The sequence below is a fragment of the Pseudomonas sp. D8002 genome (genome assembly GCF_013385695.1).
Lineage (GTDB): Bacteria > Pseudomonadota > Gammaproteobacteria > Pseudomonadales > Pseudomonadaceae > Aquipseudomonas.
This window is the reverse complement of the sequence record NZ_JACAPM010000043.1, coordinates 32256-46984: the sequence shown is the minus strand read 5'-3', so window position 1 is coordinate 46984 and position 14729 is coordinate 32256. Positions and strand designations below refer to the sequence as shown.

11 protein-coding genes and 1 pseudogene are annotated in these 14729 nt (G+C 60.7%); 6 read left to right on the top strand and 6 right to left on the bottom strand.

The features are described 5' to 3' along the window. The first annotated feature begins 226 nt into the window (after positions 1–226). Together purU and HX807_RS25035 are read left to right on the top strand one after the other, a co-directional pair. Positions 227–1075: a formyltetrahydrofolate deformylase gene (purU, locus tag HX807_RS25040; RefSeq protein WP_003209762.1), complete on the top strand. Its 849-nt coding sequence runs from the start codon at positions 227–229 to the stop codon at positions 1073–1075. 84 nt (positions 1076–1159) lie between these two features. After that, positions 1160–1360, top strand: a complete 201-nt coding sequence (locus HX807_RS25035) for a hypothetical protein (protein WP_023659227.1) — start codon at positions 1160–1162, stop codon at positions 1358–1360. A gap of 10 nt (positions 1361–1370) precedes the next feature. On the opposite strand, the gene HX807_RS32050 is transcribed toward HX807_RS25035, so the two are convergent. Further along, positions 1371–2135: a methyl-accepting chemotaxis protein gene (locus HX807_RS32050; protein WP_371132408.1), complete on the bottom strand. Its 765-nt coding sequence runs from the start codon at positions 2133–2135 to the stop codon at positions 1371–1373. Between the two features lie 93 nt (positions 2136–2228). Further along, positions 2229–3260, bottom strand: a pseudogene (locus HX807_RS32045) (cache domain-containing protein); the annotation flags it as partial. A gap of 196 nt (positions 3261–3456) precedes the next feature. Here HX807_RS32045 and HX807_RS25025 point away from each other — a divergent pair. Further along, positions 3457–4935 carry a helicase HerA-like domain-containing protein gene (locus tag HX807_RS25025; protein WP_008432355.1) on the top strand — a complete coding sequence of 493 codons (1479 nt, stop codon included), beginning with the start codon at positions 3457–3459 and terminating at the stop codon, positions 4933–4935. A gap of 121 nt (positions 4936–5056) precedes the next feature. Here the strand turns inward: HX807_RS25025 and HX807_RS25020 are convergent, their stop codons facing one another. After that, complete coding sequence (locus HX807_RS25020) at positions 5057–5512, bottom strand: DUF721 domain-containing protein (protein ID WP_008432358.1); 456 nt, start codon at positions 5510–5512, stop codon at positions 5057–5059. A gap of 305 nt (positions 5513–5817) precedes the next feature. Here HX807_RS25020 and secA point away from each other — a divergent pair, with 305 nt between their 5' ends. The 3 genes from secA (at position 5818) to HX807_RS25005 (ending at position 10879) form a co-directional block, all read left to right on the top strand. Continuing rightward, positions 5818–8553: a preprotein translocase subunit SecA gene (gene secA / locus HX807_RS25015; protein ID WP_087693541.1), complete on the top strand. Its 2736-nt coding sequence runs from the start codon at positions 5818–5820 to the stop codon at positions 8551–8553. A 122-nt stretch (positions 8554–8675) separates the two neighbouring features. Beyond that, a complete protein-coding gene (gene argJ, locus HX807_RS25010; RefSeq protein WP_003209777.1) occupies positions 8676–9893 on the top strand; it encodes a bifunctional glutamate N-acetyltransferase/amino-acid acetyltransferase ArgJ in 1218 nt (405 codons plus the stop codon). A gap of 41 nt (positions 9894–9934) precedes the next feature. Beyond that, positions 9935–10879 (top strand): Nudix family hydrolase, encoded by a 945-nt coding sequence (locus HX807_RS25005; protein WP_102369787.1) that lies wholly within the window; start codon positions 9935–9937, stop codon positions 10877–10879. A 148-nt stretch (positions 10880–11027) separates the two neighbouring features. Here HX807_RS25005 and HX807_RS25000 read toward each other — a convergent pair whose 3' ends face one another. Genes HX807_RS25000 through HX807_RS24990 form a run of 3 tightly spaced genes read right to left on the bottom strand, consistent with a single transcriptional unit; the run spans position 11028 to position 14609 of the window. Further along, the gene (locus tag HX807_RS25000; RefSeq protein WP_008432363.1) at positions 11028–11606 is read right to left on the bottom strand and encodes a cob(I)yrinic acid a,c-diamide adenosyltransferase; all 579 of its coding nucleotides are present in this window, start codon (positions 11604–11606) and stop codon (positions 11028–11030) included. A 2-nt stretch (positions 11607–11608) separates the two neighbouring features. Next, complete coding sequence (locus HX807_RS24995) at positions 11609–13645, bottom strand: ATP-binding protein (RefSeq protein ID WP_003209782.1); 2037 nt, start codon at positions 13643–13645, stop codon at positions 11609–11611. A gap of 46 nt (positions 13646–13691) precedes the next feature. Beyond that, a complete protein-coding gene (locus tag HX807_RS24990; RefSeq protein ID WP_177051405.1) occupies positions 13692–14609 on the bottom strand; it encodes a putative 2-dehydropantoate 2-reductase in 918 nt (305 codons plus the stop codon). Positions 14610–14729 lie beyond the last annotated feature (120 nt).

Here is a 14729-nt window from a genome sequence, read left to right as displayed (position 1 = left end):
AGCGTGGAATTGAGTTAATTAGTAAGGGGGATGGCCTAAAGATACTCTGGTTAAGTCTTGGCTTACTGCCGGAGTCCACGCGTTTGCACACATAATGGGGAAAAACCTTACGCTATTAAGGGGCAGGGTTGACGCAGCCGATCAGAATAAGCGTTGAGGAATACTGCAGTTTTTCTGCGCAATCGCTAGAATGGCGGCCTTTGCGAAGTTCTGGAGTTTCCCCCTAATGCGCACTTTTCGGCTGGTGATTGCTTGCCCGGACCGGGTTGGCATCGTTGCCAAGGTCAGTAACTTTCTGGCTTCCCACAACGGCTGGATCACCGAAGCGAGCCATCACTCGGACAATCTCAGCGGCTGGTTTTTCATGCGTCACGAAATTCGTGCCGATACGCTGCCCTTTGGTCTAGAGGCATTTCGCGAGGCATTTGCGCCGATCGCTGAAGAGTTCTCGATGACCTGGCGCATCACCGACACGGAACAGAAAAAACGCGTGGTCCTGATGGCCAGTCGTGAGTCCCACTGCCTGGCAGACCTGCTGCACCGCTGGCACAGCGATGAACTGGACTGCGAAATCTCCTGCGTGATTTCCAACCATGACGACCTGCGCAGCATGGTCGAGTGGCATGGCATTCCGTACTACCACGTCCCGGTCAACCCGCAGGACAAGGAGCCGGCCTTTGCCGAGGTCTCGCGCCTGGTCAAGCAGCACGATGCGGACGTCGTGGTACTGGCGCGCTACATGCAGATTCTGCCGCCGGAGTTGTGCAGTGAATACGCGGGCAAGGTGATCAATATTCACCACAGTTTCCTGCCATCGTTTGTGGGTGCCAAGCCGTATCACCAGGCATCCCTGCGTGGCGTGAAGCTGATCGGTGCAACGTGCCACTACGTCACCGAAGAGTTGGACGCCGGTCCCATCATCGAGCAGGACGTGGTGCGTGTCAGCCATAGCGACAGCATCGAAGACATGGTCCGTTTTGGCCGTGACGTCGAGAAGATGGTGCTGGCTCGCGGCCTGCGCTATCACCTGGAAGACCGGGTACTGGTGCACGGCAACAAGACTGTCGTGTTCTGATTGAAGTGTTTTGATTGAAGAATGAAGGGCCTGGGCGTTAAATCGCTACAGGCCCTTTTTTTGAGCGCGGGTGAGGACTGGAGCATGAGCGATCCACTGGACAAGGCGACTTCCAAAGCCCCCGCGACGCTGGGAGAGGGTTGTTTGAGTCGATATGACCCGGATGACCTGAGCAGTGAGGACGGCACCGAGTTTCCAGGCGCCGCCGAGTTGTGGGAACAATTGCAGGACACATCCGAATTGCCTGAAGAAAAGGCGTCAGCGGCTGTGCAAGGCAGCCGCTGACCCGGCGGGATCAAATCCGGAAACTACCCACCAGTTGTTTCAAGCGCGCCGCTTGCTGTTCCAGGTCGGAACAGGCCCGCAAGGTTGATTGCAGGTTTTCCACACCTTCCTGATTGAGGGTGTTGATCTCGGTGATGTCCATGTTGATTGACTCCACCACCGAGGTCTGTTCCTCGGTAGCGGTGGCTACCGACTGGTTCATCCCGTCAATTTCGCCGATACGCTGGGTCACGCTGTTCAGGCGCTCGCCCGCCAGGTTGGCGATTTCCACACTGTCCTGGCTGTGCCGCTGGCTTTCGCTCATGGTGCTGACCGAATCCCGGGCGCCGACTTGCAGCTCCTCGATCATCTTCTGCACCTGCTGCGCCGACTCCTGGGTGCGGTGCGCCAGGTTGCGCACTTCATCGGCCACCACCGCAAAGCCGCGCCCGGCTTCCCCGGCCCGTGCGGCTTCAATCGCCGCGTTGAGGGCCAGCAGGTTGGTTTGCTGGGAAATGCTGGTGATCACTTCCAGAATCTGCCCGATGTTCACTGTCTTGCTGTTAAGCGCTTCGATATTGGTGCTGGAGGCGCTGATCATCTGCGACAACTGGTTCATCGCCTTGATATTGCGTTCCACCACCTGCTGACCGTCTTCGGCCAAGTGCCGGGCGTCGCTGGCCTGGTTGGAGGCTTGTGCGGCGTTGCGGGCGATTTCCTGGGCGGCGGCCCCCAGCTCGTTGATCGCGGCCGCGACGCTGTTGGTCCGGTTGGCCTGCTCGTCGGAATTGACCATTGAGGAATTGGAGGCGCTGACCACCCGCAGGGCCACTTCATTGACCTGCTCGGTGGCCGAGGAAACTTCGCGAATCGAGGTGTGAATCCGCTCCACGAAGCGATTGAAAGCGCTGCCAAGCACGCCGAATTCGTCGTGGTTCTGGATGGTCAGGCGGCGGGTCAGGTCGCCTTCACCGTCGGCGATGTCTTCCATGGCGCGGGTCATGACGTGCAGTGGCTGCAGGAGGATGCGAATCAGCATGCCCAGCAGGGCGATGATGATGACCACGGCGATGATCGTGGCGATGATCGCCGAGGTGCGGAATTCGCTGAGCATGGCGAAGGATTTATCTTTATCCACCGACAGGCCGAGGTACCAGTTCACCGAGGGCAGGCCCTTGATCGGGGTAAAGGTGACGATACGTGTCTTGCCGTTTACCTCGACCTCACTGAAGTCGCTGCTGATTCGGGGGGTGTTGTTCGGATACACGTCGGCCAGGGTTTTCATCACCAGGCTCTTGTCCGGGTGTACCAGCACTTTGCCGTCGGCACTGACCAGGAAGGCATAACCCATGCCGCCGAAGTTCAGGGCACCGATGTTGTCTACCAGGGTTTGCAGGCTCAGGTCGCCGCCCACCACGCCGACACTCTGGCCGGCCTTGCTGCTGGGGGTTGCGATGGAGATGATCAACTGGCCGGTGGCCGCGTCAATGTAGGGTTCGGTCAGGGTTGAGCCGTTGCTGCCCTGCGCGCCCTTGTACCAGGGGCGTACCCGTGGGTCGAAGCCGTCGGGCATCTTGGTATCGGGGCGGATGACGAAGCCGCCCTTGCTGTCGCCAAGGTATGTGGCCATGAACGAGGACGTCAGGGCCTTCTGTTCCAGAAGGCTGGCGACGCTGGTTGAATCCGGGTTGATGGCGATGTTCTGTGCGGCGCTTTCTATCAGCACTATGCGCCCGGTAAGCCAGGTCTGGATGTTGCTGGCAGTGACATCGCCCATTTCATGCAGGTAGTTGTTCAGGTCGTCGCGAATCGCATTACGCTGCAAGTAGTCGTTGTAGAGGGTAAACAACGCAAAGGCGGCAATGACGACAAGAGCGGCGGCAAGCAGGATTTTATGGCTGAAACGCAGATTTTTATTCATGGCTTGTGGGGTCCGCTATGGTCTTAATATCCGATGCACGTCCTTCTGGGGCGCGCGGAATGGCTGCGTCAAAAAAAGTGTGATATTTCCATCTGCTCCTGCAGGAATTATCCGGCCTGTTTTTCCAAGACTTTTTGGGTCTCTCGCTTTATCTGTATCGACCATTCAGCGCCAAAGATTAACCATGGGTGACAAAATGCCTGACTCCTCGCAACTCATTATTGGTGCAGATCTTCAAGGCCAGCCGATTGCCCAGTCGATGCGCCTGGCCAACCGCCACGGCCTGATCGCAGGCGCCACCGGCACCGGCAAGACCGTGACCTTGCAGCGCCTGGCGGAAGCCTTCAGCGACGCCGGCGTCGCGGTATTTGCCGCCGATATCAAGGGTGACCTGTGTGGCCTGGGCGCTGCGGCCAACCCTCAGGGCAAGGTCGCCGAGCGCATAGCCGGCATGCCTTTCCTTAATTACACGCCCAAGGCGTATCCGGTGACGTTGTGGGATATCCACGGCCAGTCCGGTCATCCGTTGCGCACCACCATGAGTGAAATGGGCCCGCTGTTGCTCGGCAGCCTGTTGGAGCTCACCGACAGCCAGCAATCGGCCCTCTACGCAGCCTTCAAGGTGGCCGATCGTGAAGGCCTGTTGTTGCTGGACCTCAAGGACCTCAAGGCGCTGCTGAACCATTTGCGCTATCACCCGGAGTTGCTCGGGGAAGACGCGGCCTTGATGACCACCGGTTCCAGCCAGGCGCTGTTGCGGCGCCTGGCGGTGCTGGAGCAGCAGGGTGCCGAAGCGTTGTTCGGCGAGCCGGCGCTGCAACTCGAAGACATCCTGCAACCGGCCAGTGACGGCCGCGGGCGTATTCATCTATTGGACGCCAGCCGGCTGGTGCATGAGGCGCCGAAGGTCTACGCGACCTTCCTGCTTTGGCTGTTGGCCGAGCTGTTCGAGCAACTGCCGGAACGTGGCGATGCCGACAAGCCGCTGCTGGCGCTGTTTTTCGACGAGGCGCATCTGTTGTTTGCCGACACCCCCAAGGCCCTGCAGGATCGCCTGGAGCAAGTGGTGCGGCTGATTCGCTCGAAAGGCGTCGGTGTGTATTTCGTCACCCAGTCTCCCGGGGACTTGCCGGACACCGTGCTGGCGCAACTCGGCTTGCGCATCCAGCACGGGCTGCGGGCGTTCACCACCAAGGAGCAGAAGTCCCTGCGGGCGGTGGCCGATGGTTTCCGGCCCAATCCGGCATTTGATGCGCTGGCGGTGCTGACCGAGTTGGGTACAGGTGAGGCATTGGTGGGAACCTTGCAGGAAAAGGGGACGCCTGAAGTAGTCCAACGCGTACTGGTAGCACCGCCGCAATCGCGGATCGGGCCACTGAGCGAAGCTGAGCGGGCAGCACTGATTGCCAGTTCGCCATTGCAGGGGCGCTATGACAAGCCGATTGATCGTGAGTCGGCGTACGAAGTGTTGATGGCGCGCAAGGACTTGGGCCCGCAAGAGGATTCGACGCCCGCCGCTGAAGAGCCAAGCTTTACCGACAAGGCCGGTGCGTTCCTCGGTACTACGGCAGGCAAGGCACTGAAATCGGCGATGCAACAGGCGGCCAATCAGATGGGCCGGCAGTTGGTGCGCGGGTTACTGGGGTCTTTGTTAGGCGGCAGCAAACGTAAATAACGATGGGATCAAATGTGGGAGCGGGCTTGCTCGCGAAAGCGGTGGATCAGTCAATATATCCAGTGACTGACACGCCACCTTCGCGAGCAAGCTCGCTCCCACACTTGGTTCTACGCCGGTCTCAGGTTTTGGGTTTGGCGTGAGCGGCCAGCCGTTCCAGCGCAGCGCGTAAGTTCGGATCGGTAATCCCGTCTGCCGTGGCCTGAATGGTTTCGGCGGCGATTTCCGACAAATCCATCGTATGCCCCACCGCGCCTTGCGGCACGGTCGGCGGTTGCACCTTGAACTGGATGCGCGTCAGGCTGGCGAATTCGTCGAAGGCCATCAATTGGCGCTGCAAACGTTTCTGCTGGTAGCGCAGGCGCGTCGCCCAATGGCCGTCAGTGACGATCAGCAGCAGATTGCCCTCGCGCCACGAGGCCACATGGCAGTGTTCGCGAGCGGCGGGCTGCAGTTGGCTTTCTACCAGGCGTTGCAGATGACCAAGGCGTTGCGCATGGCCGAAGATGGCTTTTAAAGGCTTGGCTTCGCGAAGCAACACGGCGGGAGCTCGGGCCGTAAGAGGGCGAAATGCCATGACTAGACACCTTAAGTAACAGAGAGGCCATGGTAGCAGAAAGCGTCTGCGACACCGCCGCCATTGCATTACCGGCAGTTTATCCATTAAATCAACGAGTAACTTATTGCCCGAATGGGTTGAAGTTCAGCAAAAAGCCCTTATTTTAAACAAGCCCTCCAAGAGCGCCGTGCCAGCATCGTGGAATAACGCCACTTTCCTCACCCACGTTTCCGGGTAGAATGCTCGTTCGCATGCGGCCGTGAGGGCTGCTCGGGCGACTCACGGGGCGCCCTCCATCCCTATGTGTGGAAGAACCTGCCGATATGTTTGCGCCTTTGTTAAAGAAACTTTTTGGAAGCAAGAATGAGCGCGAAGTCAAACGCATGCTCAAGACGGTGCAGCTGGTCAATGCCTTCGAAGAGCAGATGGTTGCCCTTTCGGACGAGCAATTGCGCGCCAAGACCGAAGAGTTCAAGGCCCGCATAGCCAAAGGTGAAACCCTCGACAAGCTGCTTCCCGAAGCCTTTGCGGTCGCCCGCGAAGCCGGTAAGCGTGTCATGGGCATGCGCCACTTCGACGTCCAGTTGATCGGCGGCATGACCTTGCATGAAGGCATGATTGCCGAAATGCGTACCGGTGAAGGCAAGACCCTGGTAGCTACCCTGGGCGTTTACCTCAACGCATTGTCCGGCAAGGGCGTGCACGTTGTGACGGTGAACGACTACCTCGCCCGCCGGGATGCCAACTGGATGCGTCCGCTGTACGAATTCCTCGGCCTGACGGTCGGCGTTGTCACGCCGTTCCAGCCGCCGGAAGAGAAGCGCGCCGCCTACGCTGCCGACATCACCTACGGTACCAACAACGAATTCGGTTTCGACTACCTGCGCGACAACATGGCGTTCAGCATGGAAGAAAAATTCCAGCGCGAACTCAATTTTGCCGTGATCGACGAAGTCGACTCCATCCTGATCGACGAAGCCCGTACCCCGCTGATCATCTCCGGTCAGGCCGAGGACAGCTCGCGCCTGTACACCGAGATCAACAAGCTGATCCCGCGCCTTGAGCAACACATCGAGGAAGTGGAAGGCGTGGTGACCAAAGAAGGTCACTTCACCATCGACGAGAAGACCCGCCAGGTCGAACTCAACGAAGCCGGTCACCAGTTCGTCGAAGACATGCTGACCCAGATCGGCCTGTTGGCCGAAGGCGAGAGCCTGTACTCGGCGCACAACCTGGGCCTGTTGACCCACGTGTATGCCGGCCTGCGCGCCCACAAGCTGTTCCATCGCAACGTTGAATACATCGTGCAGGACGGCCAGGTCGTACTGGTCGACGAACACACCGGTCGTACCATGCCGGGTCGCCGTTTGTCGGAAGGCCTGCACCAGGCGATCGAAGCCAAGGAAGTCCTGAACATCCAGGCTGAAAGCCAGACCCTGGCCTCGACCACCTTCCAGAACTACTTCCGTCTGTACAACAAACTGTCCGGCATGACCGGTACAGCCGACACCGAAGCGTTCGAATTCCACCAGATCTACGGTCTGTCGGTGATGGTTATCCCGCCGAACAAGCCGCTGGCGCGTAAAGACTTCAACGACCTGGTGTTCCTGACCGCCGACGAGAAATACGCTGCAATCGTCGCCGACATCAAGGAATGCATGGCCCAGGGCCGTCCAGTGCTGGTGGGTACTGCCACCATCGAAACTTCCGAGCACATGTCCAGCTTGCTGGCCAAGGAAGGCATCGAGCACAAGGTCCTCAACGCCAAGTTCCACGAAAAAGAAGCCGAGATCATTGCCCAGGCCGGTCGCCCGGGCGCACTGACCATCGCCACCAACATGGCCGGTCGTGGTACCGACATCCTGTTGGGCGGTAACTGGGAAGTGGAAGTTGCGTCCCTGGACAACCCGACCCCTGAGCAGATCGCGCAGATCAAGGCCGACTGGCAGAAGCGCCACCAGCAAGTGCTGGAGTCCGGCGGCTTGCAGGTGATCGCGTCCGAGCGTCACGAATCGCGCCGTATCGACAACCAGTTGCGTGGTCGTGCCGGTCGTCAGGGTGACGCCGGTTCCAGCCGTTTCTACCTGTCCCTGGAAGACAGCCTGATGCGCATCTTCGCCTCGGATCGGGTGAAGAACTTCATGAAAGCCCTGGGCATGCAGTCCGGTGAGGCGATTGAACACCGCATGGTGACCAACGCCATCGAGAAGGCCCAGCGCAAGGTAGAAGGCCGTAACTTCGACATTCGTAAGCAACTGCTCGAGTTCGATGACGTCAACAACGAACAGCGTAAAGTGATTTATCACATGCGTAACAGTTTGTTGGCCGCCACCAACATCGGCGAGACCATTGCCGATTTCCGCCAGGACGTGCTCAACGCCACCGTCAGCGCCCATATCCCGCCACAGTCCCTGCCTGAGCAGTGGGATGTTGCCGGCCTGGAAGCTGCGTTGAAGAGCGACTTCGGTGTCGACTTGCCGGTCCAGCAATGGCTCGACGAAGACGACCACCTGTACGAAGAAACCCTGCGCGAGAAGCTCATGACCGAGCTGCTGGCCGCGTACAACGAGAAAGAAGAGCAGGCGAGTGCCGAAGCACTGCGCACCTTCGAGAAGCAAATCGTACTGCGTGTGCTGGACGACCTGTGGAAAGACCACCTGTCGACCATGGACCACCTGCGTCACGGCATCCACTTGCGTGGCTACGCCCAGAAGAACCCGAAGCAGGAGTACAAGCGCGAGTCGTTCACGCTGTTCTCCGAACTGCTGGATTCGATCAAGCGCGATTCGATTCGTGTGCTGTCCCACGTTCAGGTGCGTCGCGAAGACCCGATCGAGGAAGAAGCCCGCCTGCGTCAGGAAGCCGAGGCACTGGCTGCGCGCATGCAGTTCCAGCACGACGAAGCGCCTGGTCTTGAGGCTCCGGAAGTATTGGGCGAAGAGGTCGATGTGGCCCTGGCCCAGGCTCCGGTGCGCAACGAACAGAAGCTGGGCCGCAACGAACTGTGCTGGTGCGGTTCGGGCAAGAAGTTCAAACACTGCCACGGCGAAATCAACTAAGATTTTCGCCTGACGCTGCAACACCCCCGCGCCGCGACCGGCATCAGCCGTCGCGGCGTTTTGCCATTTCGTCACCGTCGATAGCGACGGGGTACACACCCACTATTTTTAGGAGCGCATTCATGGCTGTTGGTCTTGGTCCTTTGCCCACGTTGCACCCGGTTGCCGGTTTTGAACTCGGTATCGCTTCGGCGGGCATCAAGCGCCCGGGGCGCAAGGATGTGGTGGTGATGCGCTGTGCCGAAGGCTCGACCGTCGCGGGTGTGTTCACCCTGAACGCGTTTTGCGCCGCGCCCGTGATTCTGGCCAAACAGCGTGTCGAAGGCCCGGTGCGTTACCTGTTGACCAACACCGGCAATGCCAACGCCGGGACCGGCGAGCCTGGCCTGGCCGCCGCTGCCCGCACCTGCGCCAAGCTGGCGGAGCTGACCGGCGTAGACGCCAGCCAGGTGCTGCCGTACTCCACCGGTGTGATCGGTGAGCCGCTGCCGGTAGAGAAAATCGAAGGCGCGTTGCAAGCAGCGCTGGATGACCTGTCGGTGGATAACTGGGCGGCTGCGGCTACCGGGATCATGACCACCGATACTCTGCCAAAAGGCGCCAGCCGTCAGTTTGTGCACGAAGGCGTGACCGTTACCGTCACGGGCATCAGCAAAGGCGCCGGCATGATTCGCCCGAACATGGCGACCATGCTGGGCTATATCGCCACCGACGCCAAAGTCTCCCGTGACGTGCTGCAAAACCTGATGCTCGACGGCGCCAACAAGTCCTTCAACCGCATCACCATCGACGGCGACACCTCGACCAACGATTGCTGCATGTTGATCGCCACCGGCCAGGCTGACCTGCCGGAAATCACCTCGTCCAACGGCGCGTATTTCGCCGCGTTGAAGCAGGCGGTGTTCGAAGTGTGCATGGACGTGGCCCAGGCCATCGTGCGCGACGGCGAAGGCGCCACCAAGTTTGTGACGGTTGAAGTCAACGGCGGCGGTAACCACCAGGAATGCCTGGATGTCGGTTACACCGTGGCTCACTCGCCGCTGATCAAGACCGCGCTGTTTGCCTCCGACCCGAACTGGGGCCGTATCCTGGCCGCTGTGGGCCGTGCCGGCGTGCCGAACCTGGACGTGAGCAAGATCGACGTGTTCCTCGGCGAAGTGTGCATCGCCAGCCGTGGCGCCCGGGCCGAGACGTACACCGAAGCCCAGGGTTCGGCGGTGATGCAGCAGGAAGAAATCACCATCCGTATCGAATTGGGTCGCGGTGAGTGCAGCGAAACCATCTGGACCACTGACCTGTCCCACGAGTACGTGAAGATCAACGCGGAATACCGCACCTGATACCAGGCAGGTCTTCAAACCGATTCAGAGGAAATAGTGCGGTGAAACGAGTTCATGTAGCAGCAGCGGTCATCCGGGGTGTCGACGGCAGGATTCTGCTGGCGCGCCGCGCCGATACCCAGCATCAGGGCGGCCTCTGGGAGTTTCCCGGTGGCAAGGTGGAGGCCGATGAGTCGGTCGCTACCGCGCTGTCCCGTGAATTGCAGGAGGAGCTGGGCATCCAGGTCACGGCGGCTCGCCCGTTGATCAAGGTGCAGCATGATTACCCGGACAAACAGGTGTTGCTGGATGTCTGGGAAGTCTCGGCCTTTACCGGCGAGCCCCACGGTGCCGAAGGCCAACCCCTTGAGTGGGTGGCCCAGCGGGACCTGCCGAACTATGAGTTTCCGGCAGCCAATGCGCCGATCGTTGCGGCGGCGCGTTTACCGGCTGACTACTTGATCACTCCGGGCGAGCTGGAGACACCCGTCCTGCTGCGCGGTATTCAAAAAGCCATCGCTGGTGGCATCAAACTGGTTCAGCTGCGTGCCCCCAACGGTTACGACCCCAAGTACCGTGACCTGGCGGTGGACGCCGTGGGCCTGTGTGCGGGCAAGGCGCAACTGATGCTCAAGGGGCCGTTTGAATGGCTGGGGGATTTTCCCGCGGCCGGCTGGCATATGACCTCGGCGCAACTGCGCAAGTACGCCAGCAAGGGACGTCCTTTGCCGAAGGATCGCTGGTTGGCGGCGTCTTGCCACAATGCTGAGGAATTAGCCTTGGCGGAGTTGATGGACGTGGATTTCGTCACCTTGTCGCCGGTGCAGCCGACCCAGACTCATCCTGATGCCGAGCCGTTGGGCTGGGAGCAGGCACAGCAGTTGATCAGTGGGTTCAGCAAGCCGGTGTTCTTGCTCGGTGGGGTGGGTCCTGCTGAGCGGGAAAAGGCCTGGGAGGCTGGTGCTCAAGGTGTGGCGGGGATTCGGGCGTTCTGGCCTGAGGTTTAGGCATAACCCTGGCGAGTGGCCAGGGGAGCTGTTGTGGCGAGGGAGCTTGCTCCCGCTGGAGTGCGCAGCGCTCCCAATATTTTGGGTCTGCTACGCAGCCCAGCGGGAGCAAGCTCCCTCGCCACAGGTTGCAATCGGTCAGTAAGCGTCAGTGCGGCTTTGCCGCCGCCTGCCACAAGATCTCTGCAACGCCCTGGCGCTTGGCAATCACCCTGGCTGCCACAAAGAGCAAGTCCGACAGCCGGTTGATGTACGCCAACCCGACGCCTTCCAGCGGTTCCTCTGCATTCAGGTGCTGACACCGGCGCTCCGCACTGCGAGCCAGGCTTCGGCATACATGGGCCTGGGCAATCAACGCCGAACCACCCGGCAGAATGAAGTTCTCCAGCGGCCCGACCTCTTCATTCCAGCGATCGATCGCCGCCTCAAGGCGGTCGACTTCCGCCGCGTTCAGCGCCTTGTACACCGGCATCGCCAATTCGCCGCCCAGGTCAAACAGACGATGCTGGCAAGGTGTCAGCACCTCGATCACATCCTTCAACGCTGGATGCTGCCCGCTTTGTTCCTCCAATCCCGCCAGCAACAAACCCAACTGGCTGTTCAGCGCATCCACCTCGCCAATCGCCTCCACCCGTGGATGGTCCTTGGGCACGCGGCGGCCGTCGCCCAGGCCGGTTTCGCCCTTGTCGCCGGTACGGGTGTAAATTTTCGACAGGCGAAAGCCCATGGTTAGCGCTCCAGTTGAGTGAGTTCGTTGGGTGGCAATTGGCTGCCCGCCAGGGGCAGGCGCAAGGTGAAGCAGGTACCCTGGCCAAGGGTCGAATGCACTTCCATCTGCCCCTTGTGATTGTTGGTGATGATGAAATACGAAACCGACAACCCAAGCCCGGTGCCCTGGCCGATTTCCTTGGTGGTGAAGAACGGCTCAAACGTGCGTTTGCGCACGTTCTCGCTCATACCGATGCCGTTGTCTTCCACCTGGATTTCTGCCCACGGCGGGTTGAGCCGGGTGCGCAGGATGATCCGGCCGGGCTCGCTGCCGTCTTCGCGCTGATGAATGGCCTGGGCGGCGTTTTTCAGCAGGTTGAGCAGTACTTGCTCCAGTTCGTTGGCGGTGCCGGGTACCGGGCCCAGTTGCGGGTCGAACTGGCGGATGATCGCCTGGCCCTTGAAGTCGAAGCCGACGGTGAGGTCGAAGTCGTTGCCGGCAATTTCCACGGCCTGGTCGATCAAGGCCGGCAAGTCGCACGGCGCCATCTGCCGGTTGCTGCGGCGGCTGAAGCTGAGCATGTGGGTGACGATTTTCGCCGCCCGGGCGCCAGCCTGCTGGATGCCGTCGAGCAACTGTGGCACTTCGCGGCTTTGCAGGTAGCGGTTGACCGAGTCCAGGTCGATGCCCGCCTGTTCGGCGTGCTCGAGGTTTTTCGGCAGTTCGTTGGACAACCGGCGGCGAATGTTCTGCACGTTATGCAGGATCGCTCCCAACGGGTTGTTGATTTCGTGCGCCATGCCGGCGGCCAGGCCACCGACCGAGAGCATTTTCTCTGACTGCACCATCATTTCTTCCAGGGACAGGCGCTGGGTGATGTCGTCGATCCGGATCACCACGCCGCGCCCGGCACCGCCCATCAACGGGTAGAAGGTCAGGGCGTAGTGCTTGGGTTCGTCATCCTTGACCCAGGTAACGCGCTCGATCCGCTCCACGGTGTGTTGCTCTACCGTGGCCTTGATCTGCGGCAGGAACGGCTTGAGCGGCTGGAAGGCGAGGAAAATCGGCTGGTTCAGCGCCTCGTCCAGGCGGGTCCCGGAAAGTGCGCTGGCTTCCTGGTTCCACTGGGTGACGTAGAGTTGTTCGTCGAGGGCGATCAGCGCCGAGGGCATCGAGTCGATGATGCTGTTGAGGTAGTTCTGGAAGCCGGTGAGCTTTTTCTCGATCTTGCTGCGCACCTGGACTTCCAGTTCCAGCTTGCGGTTGGTGTGGCGGGTTTCTTCCGCCAGGCCCTGGGCTTGATCGTAGGCGGCCTGGGAATCGTCCCGCGCGCGCTTGAGTTGCTGCTCACGGGCTTCAATGCGCGAAAGCATGGTGTTGAAAGCTTCGGCTAGGCTGCCGATTTCATCATGGTTGCCGCGACCGGCGCGCAGGGCGTAGTTCTCTTCCCGGGTGACCTGGCGCGACAATTCTTCCAGTTCGTGGATCGGCCGGGTAATCAGGCGCTTGATCTGCCGGGCGATCACCAGCCACAGCAGCACGCTGAAGATCAGGATACCCAGGCTGGCGGTGAAGGTCCCGGTATAGAAAGCCACCGGCAGTTCGCTGCTGGCCACCAGCAGCAAGTGCCCGGACGGTTTGCCGGCACGGGGCAGGGTGATCACCTGGTTGCTGCGAAATTCGGTGGTACGCCAGGTTTCAATGTCCCGGAAATTATCTGGCAGGTGCAGGCGATTGGCATGTTGCAGCTGGGCCAGGCGCGTGCCGTCTCCGTCGTATAAGGCCGCGGCCCGCAATGGCGAGTAGCTGGTCAGTTCATCCAGCAGGGTTTGCGCCTTGAGCGGTGAGTCCAGGGACTCGGCGGCGAGCGACGGGTTGGACACCAGCCGACCGATGGCCTGCAAGGCCTGGGGCGCCATGCTTTCCTGGGAGATCCAGTAGGCGGCGCTGATAAAGGTCAGGTTGGCCACTAGCAAGACGGTGGTCAACAAAACCAGCAGGGCCGCCAGCAGTTTCTGCCCAACCGGTAGATTTTCGAGACGCTGGCGCAGTGGCATCAAGGTTTTCGCTGCAAAGGAACAAGCAGGCAGGGTAGCGCGTGCTTCAGTCGCTGGGCAATCCGCGTGCAGACAGTTGCCGTACCAGGCGCGCCTGGAGTTGTTGCAGGTGCGGCAAGCTCAGTTGGTGGCGGGCGGCCGCCTGGCAGGCATAGCCCAGCAAATAGCTGATTTCGGTGCGTCGGGCACTGGCCACGTCCTGGTACATCGAGGAGTAATTGGCCGCCGTGGCCTGGATTACCCGTTCCACTTCGCTGTGCAAATCCTCTGCGGCAGCGGGTTGGCCGCAGCATTCCAGCAGGTCGGCGAGTTCGGCGCACAGGGTGGCCACTTCGCACTGATGGGCTTGCAGCTCGCCATTGCGACATTGGTAAAGCACGGTCAGCGGGTTGATGGCGCAGTTCAGGGCCAGTTTGCGCCACAGGCGGGTGAGGATGTCGGTGCTCCACTCATGGGGAATGCCGGCGGCTTGCAGGTCATCCAGCCACAGCGGCGGAGTAGGGTGCCGAGCATCCCCCAGCCAGGTGTAGCCATGGCCGGCAAACACTACTCGCCAGTCACTCTCGCGAAACGCGCCTTCGGTGCTGGAGGCGAAGATGCAGCGTGCCTGGGGCAGTTGGGCGGCGACTGCGTCCTGGCTGCCGAGGCCGTTTTGCAGCAGGATCAGTTCGGCGTCTGGCACCAGTCGATGTTCCAGCTGTGCGACGGCTTCCTGGGCGTCGTAAGCCTTGCATGCCACCAGCAGGCGATGAATTGGCCCAGGGCTGTCGGAGGTTTCGCCGACGACCGGGTAGGTGTGAGCCACGCCTTGCTCGACCAGGGTCAGGCCATTGGCCGTCTGATAACTCGCCAACCGCCTGTGATCCCGCAGGATCAGGCGCACGGGCAGCCCGGCGCGGGCCAGGCGGGCGGCCCACAGTGTTCCGAGGCTGCCGGCGCCGAGGACGTGCCAGGTGGTCGACATCAGTTTTTACTCCGTAAGGCTGCCCGCAGTGAACGAGGCGAAAGAACCGCTATAATGCCCGGGCATTTTAGCCCGGGCGTGCTCCATCTCTACTGAGCCGCGCCCCTTTTTTATTGGAGA